20 protein-coding genes are annotated in these 17,964 nt (G+C 71.3%); 14 read left to right on the top strand and 6 right to left on the bottom strand.

Annotation, left to right across the window (positions count from 1 at the left end):
* Positions 1-26 precede the first annotated feature (26 nt).
* From ACGFIQ_RS13230 to thpR, 4 genes are all read left to right on the top strand, one after another.
* Positions 27-476 (top strand): MarR family transcriptional regulator, encoded by a 450-nt coding sequence (locus ACGFIQ_RS13230; RefSeq protein WP_357251878.1) that lies wholly within the window; start codon positions 27-29, stop codon positions 474-476.
* Positions 477-549: 73 nt separating this feature from the next.
* Positions 550-1,833: an MFS transporter gene (locus tag ACGFIQ_RS13225; protein WP_393243252.1), complete on the top strand. Its 1,284-nt coding sequence runs from the start codon at positions 550-552 to the stop codon at positions 1,831-1,833.
* Positions 1,834-1,929: 96 nt separating this feature from the next.
* Positions 1,930-2,439 carry a hypothetical protein gene (locus ACGFIQ_RS13220; RefSeq protein WP_393243250.1) on the top strand — a complete coding sequence of 170 codons (510 nt, stop codon included), beginning with the start codon at positions 1,930-1,932 and terminating at the stop codon, positions 2,437-2,439.
* A gap of 7 nt (positions 2,440-2,446) precedes the next feature.
* Entirely contained in the window at positions 2,447-3,028 is a 582-nt protein-coding gene (gene thpR / locus ACGFIQ_RS13215; protein WP_393243248.1) for an RNA 2',3'-cyclic phosphodiesterase, read from the top strand.
* Here the strand turns inward: thpR and ACGFIQ_RS13210 are convergent.
* Complete coding sequence (locus ACGFIQ_RS13210) at positions 2,998-3,810, bottom strand: helix-turn-helix domain-containing protein (RefSeq protein ID WP_393243246.1); 813 nt, start codon at positions 3,808-3,810, stop codon at positions 2,998-3,000. The genes thpR and ACGFIQ_RS13210 overlap by 31 nt on opposite strands.
* 236 nt (positions 3,811-4,046) lie before the next feature.
* Between ACGFIQ_RS13210 and ACGFIQ_RS13205 the strand changes: the two genes are divergently transcribed.
* Together ACGFIQ_RS13205 and ACGFIQ_RS13200 are read left to right on the top strand one after the other, a co-directional pair.
* On the top strand, positions 4,047-4,715 hold the full coding sequence (locus tag ACGFIQ_RS13205; RefSeq protein WP_393243244.1) for a DUF4097 family beta strand repeat-containing protein: 669 nt from the start codon (positions 4,047-4,049) through the stop codon (positions 4,713-4,715).
* A 15-nt stretch (positions 4,716-4,730) separates the two neighbouring features.
* Positions 4,731-5,570, top strand: a complete 840-nt coding sequence (locus ACGFIQ_RS13200) for an alpha/beta fold hydrolase (RefSeq protein ID WP_393243242.1) — start codon at positions 4,731-4,733, stop codon at positions 5,568-5,570.
* Positions 5,571-5,665: 95 nt separating this feature from the next.
* Here the strand turns inward: ACGFIQ_RS13200 and ACGFIQ_RS13195 are convergent, their stop codons facing one another.
* Positions 5,666-5,926, bottom strand: coding sequence for a hypothetical protein (locus ACGFIQ_RS13195; protein ID WP_393243240.1), 261 nt, complete (start codon positions 5,924-5,926; stop codon positions 5,666-5,668).
* A 227-nt stretch (positions 5,927-6,153) separates the two neighbouring features.
* On the opposite strand from ACGFIQ_RS13195, the gene ACGFIQ_RS13190 reads away from it, so the two are divergent.
* Entirely contained in the window at positions 6,154-6,603 is a 450-nt protein-coding gene (locus tag ACGFIQ_RS13190; protein ID WP_393243238.1) for a hypothetical protein, read from the top strand.
* 79 nt (positions 6,604-6,682) lie between these two features.
* Here ACGFIQ_RS13190 and sepH read toward each other — a convergent pair whose 3' ends face one another.
* The 3 genes from sepH to ACGFIQ_RS13175 all read right to left on the bottom strand — a co-directional run bounded on the left by sepH (position 6,683) and on the right by ACGFIQ_RS13175 (position 10,386).
* Complete coding sequence (gene sepH, locus ACGFIQ_RS13185) at positions 6,683-7,762, bottom strand: septation protein SepH (RefSeq protein ID WP_393243236.1); 1,080 nt, start codon at positions 7,760-7,762, stop codon at positions 6,683-6,685.
* Between the two features lie 185 nt (positions 7,763-7,947).
* Positions 7,948-9,075 (bottom strand): phosphoserine transaminase, encoded by a 1,128-nt coding sequence (serC, locus tag ACGFIQ_RS13180; protein WP_393243235.1) that lies wholly within the window; start codon positions 9,073-9,075, stop codon positions 7,948-7,950.
* 204 nt (positions 9,076-9,279) lie between these two features.
* Complete coding sequence (locus tag ACGFIQ_RS13175) at positions 9,280-10,386, bottom strand: citrate synthase 2 (RefSeq protein WP_393243233.1); 1,107 nt, start codon at positions 10,384-10,386, stop codon at positions 9,280-9,282.
* A 282-nt stretch (positions 10,387-10,668) separates the two neighbouring features.
* Between ACGFIQ_RS13175 and pdxH the strand changes: the two genes are divergently transcribed.
* From pdxH to ACGFIQ_RS13140, 7 genes are all read left to right on the top strand, one after another.
* Entirely contained in the window at positions 10,669-11,298 is a 630-nt protein-coding gene (gene pdxH, locus ACGFIQ_RS13170; RefSeq protein WP_393243994.1) for a pyridoxamine 5'-phosphate oxidase, read from the top strand.
* Positions 11,295-12,590: an MFS transporter gene (locus ACGFIQ_RS13165; protein WP_393243231.1), complete on the top strand. Its 1,296-nt coding sequence runs from the start codon at positions 11,295-11,297 to the stop codon at positions 12,588-12,590. Before pdxH ends, ACGFIQ_RS13165 begins: the two co-directional genes overlap by 4 nt.
* Positions 12,591-12,608: 18 nt before the next feature.
* Entirely contained in the window at positions 12,609-13,538 is a 930-nt protein-coding gene (locus ACGFIQ_RS13160; RefSeq protein ID WP_393243229.1) for an aldose 1-epimerase family protein, read from the top strand.
* Positions 13,538-14,140, top strand: a complete 603-nt coding sequence (locus ACGFIQ_RS13155) for a nitroreductase family protein (RefSeq protein ID WP_393243227.1) — start codon at positions 13,538-13,540, stop codon at positions 14,138-14,140. Before ACGFIQ_RS13160 ends, ACGFIQ_RS13155 begins: the two co-directional genes overlap by 1 nt.
* A gap of 187 nt (positions 14,141-14,327) precedes the next feature.
* Complete coding sequence (locus ACGFIQ_RS13150) at positions 14,328-14,633, top strand: type II toxin-antitoxin system VapB family antitoxin (RefSeq protein ID WP_091395231.1); 306 nt, start codon at positions 14,328-14,330, stop codon at positions 14,631-14,633.
* Positions 14,634-14,685: 52 nt separating this feature from the next.
* Positions 14,686-15,846 (top strand): acyl-CoA dehydrogenase family protein, encoded by a 1,161-nt coding sequence (locus tag ACGFIQ_RS13145; RefSeq protein ID WP_393243225.1) that lies wholly within the window; start codon positions 14,686-14,688, stop codon positions 15,844-15,846.
* 99 nt (positions 15,847-15,945) lie between these two features.
* Complete coding sequence (locus ACGFIQ_RS13140; protein WP_393243223.1) at positions 15,946-16,794, top strand: DUF4230 domain-containing protein; 849 nt, start codon at positions 15,946-15,948, stop codon at positions 16,792-16,794.
* 625 nt (positions 16,795-17,419) lie between these two features.
* Here the strand turns inward: ACGFIQ_RS13140 and ACGFIQ_RS13135 are convergent.
* Positions 17,420-17,629, bottom strand: a complete 210-nt coding sequence (locus ACGFIQ_RS13135) for a PspC domain-containing protein (protein ID WP_088951236.1) — start codon at positions 17,627-17,629, stop codon at positions 17,420-17,422.
* Positions 17,630-17,964: the final 335 nt, after the last annotated feature.

Here is a 17,964-nt window from a genome sequence, read left to right as displayed (position 1 = left end):
CATGCTCATTAGTTAAGCTAACTACTGTGACGGAGCGGACGGTGACGGCGAAACGCGTGCCACCGGCGCAGCTGGCCCCCCAGTTGCGTGATGCGATCACCCGACTCAACCGGCGGGTCCGCCAGGCCCGACCGGTCGGCGACCTCACGGTCACCCAGGTCTCCGCGCTCACCAGCCTGCGGCTGGCGGGTGCGATGACCCCCCGGGAGCTGGCCGATGTCGAACGGGTGCAGCCACCGACGATGACCAAGATCGTCGGGAAGTTGGAGGACCGCGGCCTCGTGCGGCGGACACCCCATCCGACCGACGGTCGGCAGGTCATCCTGGCGGCGACCGAAGGGGGGCACGCCGTGCTCGACCAGTTCGAGCGGGCCCGCGACGAGTGGCTGGCCCACCGGCTGGCCGCGCTCGACGAGGACGAACGGGAGACCCTGCAGAGGGCCGCCGAGATTCTCCAGCAGCTCGCTCGCGCCTGAGCCGCACCCGCGCCACCGGGTCCGTGCCGTCACCTGTCGATGACGCGTACGTCCTTAAGGAGGCGCACCAAGAGTGCAGGCCAAGCTGAGCACGATGTTCCAGTCCCTACAGGTCCGCAACTACCGGCTCTTCGCATCCGGGCAGCTGATCAAGTTGATCGGCGTCTGGATGATGTTCATCGCCCAGGACTGGCTCGTCCTCGACCTCTCCAACAACTCGGCCACCGCGCTCGGCGTGGTGACCGCCTGCCAGTTCACCCCGGTGCTGCTGCTCACCCTGCTCTCCGGCCGGCTCGCCGACCGGTACGACAAGCGGGTGCTGCTCTTCGCCGCCAACGCCTTCTGGAGCCTGCTGGCGCTCGGCATGTCCCTGCTGGTCCTCACCGACCTGGTGCAGCTCTGGCACGTGTTCGCCTTCGCCGCGCTGCTCGGCACGGCCAACGCCGTGGAGACCCCGGTCCGGCAGGCGTTCGTCTCCGAACTCGTCGGCACGCCACTGCTGCCCAACGCGCTGTCGCTGAACGCCGCCGTGTTCAACTCGGCCCGGATCGTCGGCCCGGCCGTCGCCGGCCTGGCCATCGCCGCGTTCGACGTCGGCCCGGTGTTCCTCTTCACCGCCGTCAGCTCGATCGCGCCCCTGGTCAACGTCGTCCGGATGCGCACCGCCGACCTGCACCGCGACGCCCTGCTGCCGCGCGACGAGCGGGCGTCCGCACGGGTCATCGACGGGCTGCGGTACGTGTGGCGTCGGCCCGACCTGCTGTTGCCGATGGCTGTCATGTCGGTGATCGGCATGTCGCTCTTCAACTTCCAGCTCACCCTTGCCGCGCTGGCGAAGACGGTCTTCCACACCGGTGCCGCCTCCTTCGGCCTGTTCAGCACGGCGCTGGCCGTCGGCGCGCTCGGCGGAGCACTCAGCGGCACCGGTCGGCGCAGCCGCCCGTCGGTCTGGCTGGTGCTCGGTGCGGCGATCGCCTGCGCCAGCTTCGGCACCCTGGTCGGCCTCGCCTCGGTGTACTGGCTGGTCGTGGTGCTGCTGGTGCCGACCGGCTTCTTCATGGTCTTCTTCGCCCAGGCCGCCAACCAGCGGGTTCAGTTGGGCGTGGACGCCGCCTTCCGGGGTCGGGTGATGTCCCTGTGGGTGCTGGTGTTCCTGGGCACCAACCCGGTCGGCGCGCCGCTGATCGGCTGGGTCGCGGAGCACTTCGGTGCCGGGGCCAGCATCTGGATGGGCGCGTTGATCTCACTGGCCGCCGCGCTGATCGCCCTCGCCTGGCAGTTGCGCCGCTCCGGTGCCCGGCTGCGTTTCCGGGTGCTCCCGATGCCCCGCTTCTACGTGACCTCCGCTGACTGCTGAGGTTTGGCGAAGCAACCGCGGCAGTCTCGTTGTACGGATTGCGCGGATGCGGCCAAATCGCTGGCGGGACGGCACGACTGGGCTTAGCGTCGATACGTGGGAGTCGGACGCGCGCTGATGCTGGCCCTGGCGTTCCTTGCCGTCGCCAGTCTGCCGGCGGCGATCGCGCTGCTCTTCTGCTATGACGAGATCCTCGACCGGGTCGTCTGCGGCTGGTCCGAGTGGCGTGAACGCAGACGGGAGAAGCGCACCATCGCCCGTCTCGACCGGGCCGTCGAGGCCGACGCGCTGACCCGGGACATCGACCTGAGTGGTTTCGACAGTGTCGGCCGTCGGCCCCTGGAGCAGCTCGCCGCCGACCTGCGCCGCCTCGGTGGTCAGCGACTCGGTGGCACCGGCCGGTCGACGGTCTGGCACGGCGCGCTCCTGCAGGCGTACGACGATCGGCTCCGGTTGGCCTGCCGAGCCCTCGGCATCACCGAACACCTCGCCGAGTTGGAGGGCGTCGACCAGGAGATCGAGCGGGTCCGGGTGGAGGGTGTGCTGCACGCGGCCGGGCTGGCCCTGCCCGCGGCCCGAGCCGGGCACTGGCAACGGCACCGCTGAGCGCCGGTTGCGGCTCTTCGTCGCGGTCTACCCGCCCTCCGAGTCGGTCGGCCACCTCGGCGCGCGGGTCGCGCGGCTACGGGTCGGCGCGGCGTCCGCCGCCGGCACCGACGTCCGGCTCGCCGATCCGGCCCATCTGCACGTCACCGTGGGCTTCCTCGGCGACGTCGAGGCGGCCCGGCTGGTCGAGGTGCGGAGTGCGCTCGGGCTGGCCGCCGAGGGGTTCCGTGCCGGCCGGCACGCCCTGGCCCGGCTCCGCCTCGGCGGCGGTGGCCGGTTCGGTCAGGGCCGGTCGACTGTGCTCTGGGTGGGCCTGCGCGGCGAGGTCGAGGCGCTGCACGTGCTGGCCGGGCTGGTCCGGTCCCGGTTGCGACAGGCTCGGCTGCCGTGCGACGCCAGGCCGTTTCGCCCACACCTGACCGTGGCCCGGCCCGGCGATCGGATGGACCCGGCCGACGTCGAGGCCGACCGGGCCGCACTGGACGACTACCAGGGTCCGGAGTGGCCGGCGACCGAGCTGCTGCTGGTGCGCAGCCGCCTCGACTCCCGAGGCTCGCGCTACGACCGGCTCGCCGCCTGGCCGCTCTGATCCGGTGCCGTCGGCGCGACGACCCGCACGGGCACCTGTCCCTGGGCCGCGATCGGTGGGGCGGCGGCAGTCTCGGGCCCGCTGCGGAGGACTTCGCGGGCCTGTTCGGCGGCGCGGACGATGCTCTCGCTCATGAAGTCGAGGAAGCGGGCGATGTTTTCCAGGCGGGCGGCGGCCGGGGTGTGCGCACCGAGGAGGGCGACGCCCTGCCGCGCGGTGGCGACGAGTTGGTCGTTGGCTCGGGCGCTGGCGATCGTCGCCTGGTAGAAGAGCTCGTTGTCGACGACGTAGCGGTCGCGGCGGCGTTCGTCGCGTTCGCGGCGGACCAGGCTCTGACCCTCCAGGAAGGTGATCGCCTTGGAGATGGACGCCGGGCTGACCTGAAGGCGCTGGGCGAGCTCGGCCGCGGTGAGGGTGCCCGCGTCGGTGATGAACAGGCAGGTCAACACGCGTGCCCCCATCTTGTTCAGACCCGATGCCATGAGGACGGTGGTGAACGCCTCCTCGTAGTCGGCCAGGGCCTCGGCGTCGCGCCCGTGCTGCGGGAGGGCCGCTTCCGTCGGGCGGGAGGAGGCTGGCCTGCGCCGGTGGGCGCGGCGTTCGGTGGCGCGGTGGGCCAGGTCGGCGCGGTAGCCCAGGGGGCCGCCATTGCGCATCACCTCGCGGGTGATCGTCGAGGTGGGTCGGTCGAGACGTCGCGCGATCTCCGCGTAGGGGAGGCTGTCGACAAGCCCCAGCGCGATCTGCTGGCGTTCCTGCTGGGTGAGTCGGCCTCCCGGCACCTGATCTCCCTGGTGATCCCTCGTGGCGGCCCCGTGACCCCTTCACGATAGCGTTCACTTCTGGCTCATTGCAACAGGCGTGGTGCCGACCGTTGCATTAGGCGGCAGCCTTGTTGCAATGATATGGGTATCCTGAGCTGCAAAAGCTTCTCCCGGACGCAACGAGTTTGTTGCCTGCTATTGGAAAGCAACGTAGCGTTTCCGGTATCAGAAACGACGTACGAGCACCGGAGAGCATGATGCAGACGTTCGACACCCCCGCCCCGATCTCCGCCATCCTGAACATCCCCGCCGGGCGCATCCAGCTCATCGCCGCGGACCGCGTCGACACCACTGTCGAGATCCTGCCCACCGACCCGACCAGGAGCCGCGACACCAGGGCCGCCGAACAGGCCACCGTCACGTACACCGACGGCGTCCTGCGGATCACCGCCGCAACCCCCGGCAGCCCGCTCGTCGGCCCCTCCGGATCGCTGGAGGTGACAGTCCGACTGCCCGCCGACTCCCGCATCGACGCCAAGGCCGCCAGCGCCGAGCTGCGGGGTGTCGGGCGCCTCGGCGACGTCATCTTCGACGGCGCGTACCGCCAGATCAAGATCGATGAGGCGGCGAGCGTCCGCCTCACCGCGATCGACGGCGACGTCCAGGTCGGCCGGCTCACCGGCCCCGCCGAGATCAGCACCACCAGGGGCGACATCCGGATCGCCGAAGCCGTACGCGGCGCCGTCGTGCTGACCACTCAGTCCGGCGACATCTCGATCGCTGCCGCCGCCGGCGTCTCGGCCGCGCTGGACGCCGGCACCGGCCACGGTCGGGTCAGCAACGCCCTCCGCAACGACGGCACCACCGCCCTCGACATCCGCGCCACCACCGCCCACGGCGACATCGCCGCCCGCAGCCTCTGAACAGGACGGATCACGATGACGAACAACAGCATGTCCGCGACCAGTTCGACGTGGACCGGCCTGGTGCCGGTCGACGACACGGCCCTGGCCGTCACCGACACCGGCGGTCCCGGTGTCCCCGTGGTCTACCTCAACGGTCAGTTCGCCACCCAGGGGTACTGGCGTCGGGTCATCGCCGACCTGGGCACCGGTTGGCGGCACATCACCTACGACGAGCGGGCTCGCGGCAGGAAGTCGAAGCGCTCGACGGACTACTCCTTCGCGGCCGCCGTCCGCGACGTCGACGCCGTACTCGCCGCCAGCAAGGTGGACCGCGCGCTGGTGGTGGGCTGGTCCTACGGGGCGGTCGTCGGGGCGCACTGGGCCAACCGGAACCCGGAGCGCGCTCTCGGTGCGGTCCTGGTCGACGGCGCGTTCCCGCACGACTGGCTCGACGAGGCCATGGAGCAGCGGATCCGGAAGATGTTCCGACGGATGAACGTGTTCATGCCGCTGCTGCGCCCCACCGGGCTGACCCCGCGAATGAATGCCGCCCAGATGGCGGACAGCAACATCGAGTTGGGCAGACTCTCCCGGGAGCGCGAGCTGGGCCCGGTGCTCGACGGCATCACCGTGCCGGTGCGGTACGTCGTCGCCTCCGGCACGTCCCTCGGCAGCCGCGGCGACGAGCAGGAGACGATCCGTGCCAGCCTCGACGCGGTAACCGCCCGCAACCCGCACATCCAGATCACCGCGAAGGTCACCAGCAACCACGGCGCGATCCTCAAGAAGGACTTTCCGGCCGTCGCCCAGGCCGTACGCGAGGTCGCTGCCCTTGACCAGGCGGCGGGGACCTTGCGAGATGGCCTGCTGTAGAGGGCGAGGCCAGCACTTCCTGGGTACGCCCAGTCCGTGTCGCCGTCGAGAGGGCGGGACTCGGACTGGGCGTGCCTCGTCCTGCGGCAGTTCCGCTAGTCCGCCTCAATGCCGGCGGCCCGCAGGATCTGGCGGACCCGTTCTCGGCTGTAGCCGGTCCGCTTGACGAGATCCACTTGGCGGACACCGGCCCGGTATTCCGCCGCCATGGCACGGTGCAACTCCGTGCGCGCCTTCTCGACCCGAGTCCGAGCTTCGGCCTTGATCTGCCGGGCGGCACGTGCGGCCTGATCTTCCGCCTGGGGTAGCGCCTCTTCGGCGGCCCTCAGTGCGTGCATAGCCCGTTCGAGATCCACTTGGCCATCTTTGCTGGGGCCTCTGTAGGCCAAACGAATCGGGGCAGCAGCTAGGCCAAACGACATCTTCCATCGATTGGCCAAATAGACTATCGTCTGCATTGGGCAATGCTTATCGTCGGGCAGACGCCTCTCGGGGACGTGATCGCACATCGGAGGTGCAACTCGTGGCCGATCTACCCTTCCAATTGGCCGACTGTGGAGAGTCAGCGACCATCCGGATCGAGGTGTACAGCGCCATCGACGAATCGGGCGCTGGATCCCTGGACGGCGCGGTCTACGTCTGCCCCGCGCACCCGGACGCGGCCGCCGATGCCATCGCTGCGGCGGGATTCACCTCTTCGACGACTTCGATGAACACAGACCTGCAACGGCCATGCGGATATGTGCACGTCTACCCCACGGGTGCCCTGGCGGCCGCGAGTCGTCATCCCCGATGGTGTGAGCGGAACGGATGCGACCGGCGCGGCGAACACTGGTCTCAGGTCGCCCTGATCGACGACGACCGGCGGCAGCCGTCGATCGTCTCGGTGTGGTTGGTGCAGACACTCGCTCCGACGGCCGAAACGATCGTCGCGTTGTCTGTCACTGACCGTACGGCGGCTGTGCGGGTGTTGTTGTCCGTCGGTCAGGCGCGAGCCCTGCGCTATCGGCTCGGCAGCCTGCTTGCGGTGTAGGGGGTGACGGGTGAGGTGACTCGACACCGCCCTGCCTCGCGTCGACGGGTGGCCGTTCACCACCCGTCGACGCGCAGCGTCAGGAGGACTCGCGCGCCGCCGGCCCGCTGCCGAAGAGCACGTCGTCCCAGCTCGGCAGGCGCTTGCGGGGCTTGCCGTTGGCATCTGTGGACTCGCCACCGGCGGCCGCCGCCGCGCCCGTGCGGCGGGGCCGCAGCACCGCCAGCGACGGCACGGCTGGCACCTCCTTGGGCGCGTCCGAGTCGTCGTCGAAGGCCGACCCCTGGCCACCGCCGAGCAGTGCGGCGGCACCCCCGCCGACCGGCCGCTGCCGAGGCGCGTCCGAACCAGCAAGAGCAGCAGGGGTACGCGGCTCAAGGCCACGACCCGACGAGGCGCCCAGTGGGCGGTCAAGTGAGGCGAGCAGCGCGTCCCGACCGGCCCGGATCGGATCCCGGCCCGGGCGCGGATGCTCGGACGCCGCCGGCAACCCGTGCCCACCACGGCTCGGCTCGCCGCGCGAGGGACCGGGCAGGCCGTGCCCGCCCCGCTCCGGTGCCGGCTCCTGGCCGAGGATCGGCGTGGGCCGTTCGGCGCACAGGTATTGCGCCATGTCGTCGTGCGGGGCGACCGACTGCCGGGTCTTGTCGAGATCCCAGATGGCCTGCGCGGTGGCCTTGCCGGACGGCCAGGTGGCGATGATCCGCCAGGTGCCGTCGTCCCGCCGGTACGCGTCCCAGGAGATCTTCTCGGTGTCGATGCCGTGCTGGCTCAACCGACCGTTGACCACCTCGGCGAGCGGGGTGGGCTTCTCCGCGCCCTTGAGCCGGGTGCGGCGGGCGTGCTGGGCGAGCATCGCCCGCTCCTGGAGGACCGGGCCGGCATAGCGCAGCACCCGGTCGACCGGCACCCCGGCGATCCGGGCGACGTCCTCGGCGGACTCACCGGAGCGGATGCGGGCCTGGATGTCCCGAGGGGACAGCGAGGGAGCCGGGTCGACGGTCGTCGGAGCCGCCGGCAGCGGCGGCGCACCGGGCTCGGCGTGCAACGCCCCCGAGATCCGGTCGTCGATCGGCAGGGCGAGCAACCGCCCGACCTCGTCGGCGAGAACCAGGGCATGGCCGTCCTCGGAGAGGGCGACGAAGCGTACTGGGCGCATAGCGTTGCCTCCGTCCCGCTTCGCTGGCCGCACGCCACGAGTCGGCCACCCAGGCGTCTCGGACCACCGTACGCGCATCTGTCTCGGGGTGGGGGAAGCGACACCCGGCATGTCGCGACTGAGCTGCAACGATGATCACGGTCGGTGTCCGTGGAGGCCCCCACGAACACCGACCGTGACGAACGTCAGAGTCGTTCGATGACGTAGTCGATGGACGCGGTGAGCGCCTCGACATCCGCCGGCTCGACGGCCGGGAACAGCGCCACCCGCAACTGGTTGCGACCGAGCTTGCGGTACGGCTCGGTGTCGACGATGCCGTTGGCGCGCAGCGCCTTCGCGATCGCGGTGGCGTCCACCCCGTCGGCGAAGTCGATCGTGGCGACCACGTTGGACCGCAGCGCCGGGTCGGTGACGAACGGGGTGGCCACGCTGGACCGCTCCGCCCAGCCATACACCGTGGCGGCGCTCTCGGCGGTGCGCTTGGCCGCCCAGGACAGGCCACCCTGCGCGTTCATCCAGTCGGTCTGCTCGGCGGCCAGGAAGATGGTGGCCAGCGCCGGGGTGTTGTAGGTCTGCTCCAGCCGCGAGTTGTCGATCGCGGTGACCAGGTCGAGGAAGGCGGGGATGTAGCGCCCGGACGCCTTGATCTCGGCGGCGCGCTCCAGTGCGGCCGGTGACATCAGGGCCAGCCACAGGCCCCCGTCGGAGCCGAAGCACTTCTGCGGAGCGAAGTAGTAGACGTCGGTCTCGCCGACGTTGACGTCCAGGCCGCCCGCGGCGGAGGTCGCGTCGACAAGCAGCAACGAGCCCTCGTCCGCCCCGGCCACCCGGCTGATCGGCACGGCCACGCCGGTGGAGGTCTCGTTCTGTGGGGTCGCGTACGCGTCCACACCGGACTCGGCGACCAGGCTCGGCGCGCTGCCGGCCTCGGCCTTGCGGACGGTCGGGTCACCGAGGAACGGCGCGTCCTTGACCGACTTGGCGAACTTGGCGCCGAACTCGCCGAAGCTGGCGAACTGGGCCCGGTCGCGGACCAGGCCGAAGGTGGCGACCTCCCAGAACGCGGTGGTGCCGCCGTTGCCGATCACGACCTCGTAACCCTCGGGCAGCGCGAAGAACTCGGCGATGCCGGAGCGCAGCCGGGCCACCTGGTCGCGGACCGTCTTCTGCCGGTGCGAGGTGCCCAGGTAGCTGGTGGCGACCTCGGCGAGTGCGGACACCGCCGCTGGGCGGACCTTGGACGGGCCGCAACCGAAACGGCCGTCGGCGGGCTTGAGGTCATCGGGAATCCGGATGGTCGGTGCGTCAGCCACGGTCTTGAAGATCCTTCCGCAAGGGCGAGGGCGGGCCCGGCGACACTGCCGGCCCTCATCCTCGCACTCGGACCCATCGGTGCAAGCCGGGCCCCCGAGGACTGGGCTGAGTCCTTCGCCACACCTCGGCGGCAACCGCCCGGCTGACGTGCCGAAGGGCCCCTCCACCACGTCAGGCGTGGCGGAAGGGCCCTTCGGGACAGGTCAGACGCCGTGCGGGATGGCGGCCCAGCCCTCGACGTCGGACGGCTTGCGGGTCTCCGGGCCGACGTAGCGGGCGGACGGACGCACCAGCCGCTGCAGGCGCTTCTGCTCCAGGATGTGCGCGCTCCAGCCGCCCATCCGCGCGCAGGTGAACATCGAGGTGAACATGTGCGCCGGCACCTCGGCGAAGTCCAGTACGACGGCCGACCAGAACTCGACGTTGGTGGCCAGCACCCGGTCCGGGCGGCGGGCCTGCAACTCGGCGAGCGCCGCCTTCTCCAGCGCCTCGGCGATCTCGAAGCGCGGTGCGCTCAACTCCTTGGCCGTGCGCCGGAGCACCCGGGCCCGTGGGTCTTCGGCGCGGTAGACGCGGTGGCCGAAGCCCATCAGCCGCTCGCCGCGATCGAGCACGCCCTTGACGTAACCCTCCGCGTCGCCGCTGCGTTCCACCGCCTCCAGCATGGTGAGCACCCGGGAGGGCGCGCCACCGTGCAGCGGGCCGGAGAGGGCACCGATGCCCGACGAGATGCAGGCCGCCGCGTCCGCCCCGGTGGAGGCGACGATGCGCGCGGTGAAGGTGGAGGCGTTCAGGCCGTGCTCGGCGGCCGAGATGAAGTACGCGTCGACGGCCTTGACGTGCCGCGGGTCGGGCTCGCCGCGCCAACGCTTCATGAACCGCTCGACGATGGTCTGCGCCTTGTCGATCTCCTTCTGCGGCACCGCCGGCAGGCCGAGGCCCCGGGCGGACTGGGCGACGAAGGAGAGCGCGGTCACCGACACGCGGGCGAGGTCCTCGCGAGCCTGCTCGTCGGAGATGTCCAGCAGTTGGCTGAGCCCCCAGTACGGGGCGAGCATGGCGACCGCCGACTGCACGTCGACGCGGATGTCGCCGGAGTGCACCGGCACCGGGAACGGCTCCGCCGGAGGCAGACCCGGCCCGAACCGACCGTCGACGAGCAGCGCCCACACGTTACCGAACGACACCTGACCGATCAGATCCTCGATGTCGACCCCGCGGTAGCGCAGCGCGCCACCCTCGCGGTCGGGTTCGGCGATCTCGGTCTCGAAGGCGACGACGCCCTCCAGCCCGGGTTTGAAATCGGCCATGTCGCTCTCCTGGATCTGGTCGGTGCGCCCGGTCGGCTCATCCGGCCCGGTCGGCCGAGCGCCCTCTAGGCGACCATCAGGGATGTGTTCGCAACATCTTGCCTGCTGAGTGACCGGATACGCGACCCACAGCGACTGTGCTGCACGCGACATCCCCGGACGCGCATTCTCTGGCGGACTCGGTGAGACTGGGCGGGGCGGGCTGGCCAGCGCGGGAGGGTGCCGGCGGACCTGCCGAGAAGGAGTGGGGACGTGACGGGCGACACACCCGCCCCGGCCGCGATGCGTAACGAGTACGCCGCGGACCTGGGCCTGATCGAGGCTGACCTGGCCGCCGACTGGCACAGCCAGTTCGACAGCTGGTTCGCCGACGCGGTGGCCTTCGGGCTACCCGAACCGAACGCCATGGTGGTGGGCACCGCCGACTCGACCGGCCGGCCGAGCGGCCGGACGGTGCTACTCAAGGGGTACGACCCGGAGGGCTTCGTCTTCTTCACCAACCACCAGTCGCGCAAGGGCGTCGAGGTGTCCGCCAATCCGTACGCCAGCCTGGTCTTTCCGTGGTTTCCCATGCAGCGGCAGGTGGTGGTCGCCGGCCCTGTCGCACCCGTCGACCGCGCGACGAGTGCGGCCTACTTCGCCAGCCGGCCGCGCGGCTCCCAACTGGGTGCCTGGGCCAGCCCACAGTCACAGGTGGTGTCCGGCCGGGCGGCGTTGGAGGAGCGGTACCAGGAGGCGGCGGAGCGGTTCGCCGACCAGGCCGAGATCCCGACCCCGCCGCACTGGGGCGGGTTGCGGGTGCGACCCGAGTCGGTGGAGTTCTGGCAGGGTCGGGCCGGCCGACTGCACGACCGGCTCCGCTTCCGCCGCCTCGACGAGGGTGGCTGGACCGTCGAGCGGTTGGCGCCGTGACGGGTGTGCGGGAGGCCCGGTCGCGCGGGGCGCGCCGCTGGGCGATCGACGTCCGTCCGCTGCGGGTGCCCGCGTACCGGCGGCTCTGGCTCGGCAACACCGTGGCGATGTTCGGTTTCCAGTTCACCGCCGTCGCGGTGCCGGTGGAGATGTACGCCCTCACCCGGGACTCGTTCTGGGTGGGCCTGCTGGGTGTGGCTGCCTTCGTACCGTTGCTGGTCTTCGGGCTCTGGGGCGGTGCGGTCGCCGACGCCCGCGACCGCCGTGCGGTGCTGCTCGGCGGCTCATTGTTGCTCTGGGCATCCACCCTCGGTCTGCTGGTCCAGGCGTTGCTCAACGTGGGCAGCCCGGTGCTGCTGCTGGCGTTGATGGCGGTGCAGTCGGTGGCCTTCGCGATCAGCTCGCCGGCCCGCAGCGCCATGCTGCCCCGGCTGGTGCCCGACGATCTGGTGGCCTCCGCCACCACCCTGAACTACACGACCTTCACCGCCGCGTCGGTCGCCGGCCCGCTCGCCGCCGGCCTGATCCTCGCCGCGTCGCCGGACACCACGGTGGTCCTGCCGATCGCGTACGGGTTGGACGCGGTGCTGTTCACCGCGATGCTCTGGGCGGCGCTGCGGCTGCCCGCGCTGCCGCCCGAGCCGACCGCCGACGGTGAGCCCCGGCGCGCCGGCCTGGCCAGTGTGGTCGACGGTTTCCGCTACCTGGCCACCACGCCGGTGCTGCTGCTCTCCTTCGGGGTGGACCTGATTGCGATGATCCTGGCGATGCCGCGGGCGCTCTTCCCGGAGATCGCCCACGAGAGGTTCGGTGGCGGCGCAGCGGTCGGCCTGCTCTACAGCGCCATCGCGATCGGCTCGATGATCGGTGGGCTGACCTCCGGCTGGATCGGCCGGCTCCGCCGGCAGGGCCTCGGCCTGGTGGTCGCGGTGGTCGCCTGGGGGATCGCCATCGCCGCGGCCGGGCTGGCCCACCAACTCTGGTTGATGGTCCTGCTGCTCGCCGTGGCCGGTGCCGCCGACCTGGTCAGCGCGGTGCTGCGGCAGTCGATGCTGCTGGTCTACGCACCGGACCGGATGCGCGGCCGGCTCCAGGGCGTCAACATGGTGGTGGTGGCCGGTGGCCCGCGGCTGGGCGACCTGCGGGCCGGCACGATGGCCGCCGGGTTCGGTGGCGGGGTGGCCTGGGTGGCCGGCGGGCTCGCCTCGGCGGCGCTCGTCGTGGTGCTCGCGGTCGCGTTCCCGGCACTGCTGCGCTACCGGGCGGCGGCGTCGAGCGGGGACCGGACCTGACCGGTTAGGGTCGCCGACATGGAAAGCCCCGAGCAGCGCGCGTTCTCCGGTGCCCAGTGGACCATCTCCGCCGCCGGCCACGAGGCCGTCATCGTGGAGGTGGGTGGTGGGCTCCGGACGTACCGGCACGACGGTGTCGACCTGGTCGACGGGTACCAGACCGACGAGGTCTGCCCCGGCTGCGCCGGGCAGGTGCTGGCACCCTGGCCGAACCGGATCAGCGATGGCCGCTACTCGTTCGGCGAGCGGACGCACCAGCTCCCGCTGACCGAGCCGGAGCGGCACGTGGCGATCCACGGGCTTGTCAACTGGGTGCCGTGGCAACTGCTGGAGCAGTCGGCGGACGCGGTGACCCTGGGCTACGACCTGCCGCCGCAGCCCGGCTACCCGTGGCCGTTGCGGCTGCTCAGCCGGTGGAGCATCGGCGCGGACGGTCTGCGCGCCGAGCACGAGGTGACGAACATCTGTGGCGAGTCGGTGCCGTTCGGCTTCTCCGTGCACCCGTACCTGCAACTGCCGGGCGTCGCGGTCGACGACCTGGTCCTGCGGCTGCCCACCCGGAGCCGGGTGCTCGTCGACGGTCGGCTGCTGCCGATCGGAGTGACCCCGGTGGCCGGCACCGAGTACGACTGGACCAGCCCCCGCCGGATCGGCGCGGCCGTGCTGGACTCCTGCTTCGGTGAGGTGATCCGCGACGCCGACGGTGGCTCGTCGGTGAGCCTGGCCGCGCCGGACTCCTCGACCGGGGTGAGCATCTGGGCCGATGCCGAGTTCGGCTGGTGGCAGGTGTTCACCGGGGACGCGCTCACCGGTGCGCGGCACCGCCGTTCGGTGGCGATCGAGCCGATGACCTGCCCGCCGGACGCGTTCCGGTCGGGCAAGGACCTGCTCACGCTCAAGCCCGGTACGACCTGGCGGGGTGCCTGGGGCATCCGGCCCGGGGCCTGATGGAGTTCGCCGAGGTCGTCCGACGTCGGCGGATGGTGCGCAACTACGACCCGGACCGTCCGGTCCCGCCCGACGTGGTGGATCGGCTGCTCGACCACGCGATCCGCGCCCCGTCGGCCGGGTTCGCCCAGGGCTGGGGTTTCCTGGTGCTGGAGGAGCCGGCCGACCGGGAGCGGTTCTGGGCGGCCACCACCCCGGAGGGCGGTGGACGGGAGCGCTGGTTGGCGGGGATGCGCCGGGCGCCGCTGATCGTGGTGCCGCACGCCAACGAGTCGGCGTACCTGCGGCGCTACGCCGAACCGGACAAGGGCTGGACGGACCGGTCCACCGAGCGGTGGCCGGTGCCGTACTGGCACGTGGACACCGGCTTCGCGACGTTGCTGATGTTGCTCACCGCGGTGGACGAGGGGCTGGGGGCGTGTTTCTTCGGCATCGCCCCGCAGCGGCTGGCCAGTTACCGGGACGCGTTCGGGGTGCCGGCGGAGTATCAGCCCATCGGTGCCGTCACAATCGGTTACCGGGCACCCGACCATCGGTCACCGTCGCTGCGCCGTGGACGTCGTGGAGTGGACGAGGTTGTCCGGCGCGGCCGGTGGAGCTGAGCGCGGCGTCCCGTTCGTCCGAATGCGGATCGGACGACCGGTAGCGAAACTGACATCAGGGAGCAGAACGTAGCGCGCGCTGGGCGGCTAGGCTGGCACGGTCATCGGTGCCGCGCCGCGCGGTGCCCGCCGCGGCCCGGCTCGGCGCTGTCGGTCGGCCCGGCCACGGGGAGGGGAGCGTGCCGTCGTGATCTTCAGAGCGGTCCGGGACGGGCGTCCCTACCCGGAGCACAACCTGACCCTGAAGCAGTGGGCGGAGATCCCGCCCCGCCCGCTGCGCCTCGATCAGATGATCACCACCAAGCGCGAGTTGGCGCTCGACAAGCTCCTCGCCGAGGATTCCACCTTCTACGGTGACCTCTTCCCGCATGTCGTGCAGTGGAACGGCGGGCTCTACCTGGAGGACGGGCTGCACCGCGCCCTGCGCGCCGCCCTGCAACAGCGCAACCAGATCCACGCGCGGGTGCTGGTGCTCTCCGGGCCGATCGAGTGAGCGTCGTCGGCTGAGGCTGCGTCGTCGGCTGAGGCTTCGTTAAGGTGACGGCATGACTGCCCTCGATCTGCTCGACCTGGACTCGTCGCTCGGCGAGGAGGAGCGGCAGATCCGCGACGTCGTCCGCCAACTCGTCGACGACCGGGTGCGACCGCACGTCGCCGACTGGTACGAGGACGGCCGGGTCCCGGCCCGGGAGTTGGCCCTCGAATTCGGCAAACTCGGGCTGCTCGGCATGCACCTGACCGGCTACGGCTGCGCGGGCGCCTCCGCCGTCGCGTACGGGCTGGCCTGCCAGGAGCTGGAAGCCGGGGACTCCGGCCTCCGTTCCCTGGTCTCGGTGCAGGGTTCGCTCGCCATGTACGCCATCTGGCGCTACGGCAGTGAGGAGCAGAAGCAACGCTGGCTGCCGTCGATGGCCACCGGCGCGGCGATCGGCTGCTTCGGCCTGACCGAACCGGACCACGGCTCCGACCCCGCCTCGATGACCACCCGGGCCCGCCGCGACGGCGACGACTGGCTGCTCACCGGCGGAAAGATGTGGATCACCAACGCGCCGATCGCCGACGTCGCGGTGATCTGGGCGCGCACCGACGAGGGCGTGCGCGGTTTCGCCGTACCCATGGACACACCCGGTGTCACGGCCCGGGAGATCCGCCGCAAGATGTCGCTGCGCGCGTCGGTGACCGGCGAGATCGTGCTCGACGACGTCCGGCTTCCGGCGGACGCCCAACTGCCCGAGGCGGTCGGGCTCAAGGCGCCGCTGAGCTGCCTCACCGAGGCCCGGTACGGCATCGTCTGGGGCGCGGTCGGCGCCGCCCGCGACTGTCTGGAAACCACCCTGGCGTACGCCACCACGCGCACCCAGTTCGGTCGCCCGCTCGCCGGCTTCCAACTCACCCAGGCGAAGCTCGCCGACATGGCCGTCGAGCTGGTGAAGGGGCAACTGCTCGCGCTGCACCTGGGTCGACTCGCCGACGCCCAACGGCTGCGGCCCGAGCAGGTCAGCGTGGGCAAGCTGAACAACGTCCGGGAGGCCCTGGCCATCGCCCGGCAGTGCCGCACCATCCTCGGCGCCAACGGCGTCTCCGGCGAATACCCGGTGATGCGGCACGCCAACAACCTGGAAAGCGTGCTGACGTACGAGGGCACTTCCGAGATCCATCAACTGGTCGTCGGACAACGGCTCACCGGGCTTTCCGCGTTCGCCTGACCTGCCCGTTCGTGCTGTCCTGGCGCTCGACGAGCGACTGTCGTAGCGGGGCCGTACCGTCATTGACAGACGACGTGTCTGACGAGGACGGTGAGCGTGATGGCCCGCGACGCTGGCAGCAACGAGCCCACGAGGGAGTTTCCCGGTTACCCGACCGGCGACGACCTCCGGGAGCGGTCGACCGCTACACCCGAGCCGACCACGGATACGCCGGGCGGCTTCGGCGGTTCTGGTGGCCCCGGCGGCCCCGGTGACCCTCCTGCCGGTCCCCCCGGCGGCCCGACCGCCGGTGGCTTCGGCGGTGGTGGCGGGGCGGCCCGTGGCCTGCTCCTATTGCTCGGCGCTGCCGCGCTGGCCGTGGTGGTGCTGCTCGGCATCCAGGCGACCGGCCTCCTGCCGGAGTTCCGCAACCCGTTCGCCAAGGAGCAGACCGACCGCAGCCAGCCACCGCTGCTGAAGTCGATCCAGGACCTCAGCCGCTACGTGGCCGCGGAGGGCAACTTCCAGGTCGTGGTCGACACCCAGAACGACAGGCGCAACGTGCCGGACTTCCTGCTCAACGAGCGCACCCTGTTCGTCGGGGCCGGCAGTGTCGAGGCGTACGTCGACTTCACCAAGATCGGTGAGGGTGCCGTCGTCCCCTCCGCCGACGGCAAGTCCGTCGAGATCAAGCTGCCCGCCCCGCAGCTCGGCGAGACCAACCTCGACATGGAGAAGAGCTACGTCTTCGCGGAGCAGCGCGGTCTTTTCAACCGGCTCGGCGACCTGGTCGGCAACGACCCCAACCGGCAACAGCAGGTCTACCAGCTCGCCGAGGAACGGATCACCGCCGCCGCCCGCGACAGTGGGCTCTCCGCCCGCGCCGAGGAGAACACCCGCAAGATGCTGGAAGGGTTGCTGCGCTCCCTCGGCTACCAGCAGATCACCATCACCTACACGGCCCCCTGACCCGTCAGGCCGGTCACGCCCGCAGCGCCCGCCCCGACGTCCGTCGGAGCGGGCGCTGCCCTTCTCGTGACCATGTACTTCCGGTACTCCCCGCCGCCCGTCCGCTGAGTCCCGCCCCGGTACGCCCCCGCGCCGCCGGCCCGCAGACGTCTCGCGCGCCGCAGACGTCTCGCGCGCCGCAGACGTCTCGCGCGCCGCAGACGTCTCGCGCGCCGTGCCCGCCATGATCCACTCGGCTTCATTGAAGTCGGGGTATCGCGGCCCCCCGGACGCCCCGGGTTTCAGCAAACCGAGTGGATCTATAGGAACGGCGTCCCGCGTGGGCGCCGCCCCGTCCCGCGTGGGCCCCGCGTCGCCCTGCCCCGCGTCGCCCTGCCCCGCGTCGCCCTGCCCCGCGTCGCCCTGCCCCGCGTCGCCCTGCCCCGCGTCGCCCTGCCCCGCGTCGCCCCGTCCCGCTCGGGCATCGCCCGCGTCGCCCGGTGCTCGCCGGGCGAGATCTGCGCAACGTCGGGGCTGGTGCTGCCTCTGACGCTGGTGAGGCAGCAACTTCGGTGAAGTTGCTGCCTCATGGTCAGGGGTTCTGGCCTCGCCGGGGGCGCTGGTGGCGCGCGGCGAGAGGCGCGGGTCAGTGCTGGGTGGAGGCCAGGTAGCGGTCCTCGTTCGGCATGAGCACCCACAGGACCAGGTAGACGATCACCTGGGTGCCGGGCAGCAGCAGGGACAGCAGGAACAGCAGCCGGACCATCCCGGCGGACATGCCGAACCGCCGACCGAGGCCGGCGCAGACACCGGCGAGCATGCGCCCCTCGCGGGGCCGGACCAGTTTGCGACTCATCGTCGTACTCCCACTCTGCGGCGGTGCGCCGCGTCTGCAATCCACGGTAGAAGGGGGTGGCCACCTCGCCCTCGGTCCTGAGGATGAGCGGCAACCCGTGGACCCGTAGGTGCTTTACCCGGGCTGCCCCTCGCTGACGCCTCCCCGAGCCGTCCGCCGCTGTCCGCTGTCCGCTGGGGCCCGCCGCCGCCGGCCACGGCGTTGGTCGAAGTCAGACGAAGATCGCGCTTGATCCTGGTTGTCAACGCCGTTGCGTTTAGCGCTGTGGCCTGGAGGCAAGCCCTTTGTCGAAGGTTGTGATGGTGGCGTGGAAGGTGTAGGTCTGCGGGGTTACG

The sequence above is a fragment of the Micromonospora sp. NPDC048898 genome (assembly GCF_043198035.1).
Taxonomy (GTDB): domain Bacteria; phylum Actinomycetota; class Actinomycetes; order Mycobacteriales; family Micromonosporaceae; genus Micromonospora.
Note: the sequence above shows the minus strand (reverse complement) of the source record. Positions and strands in the feature narration are given on the sequence as shown.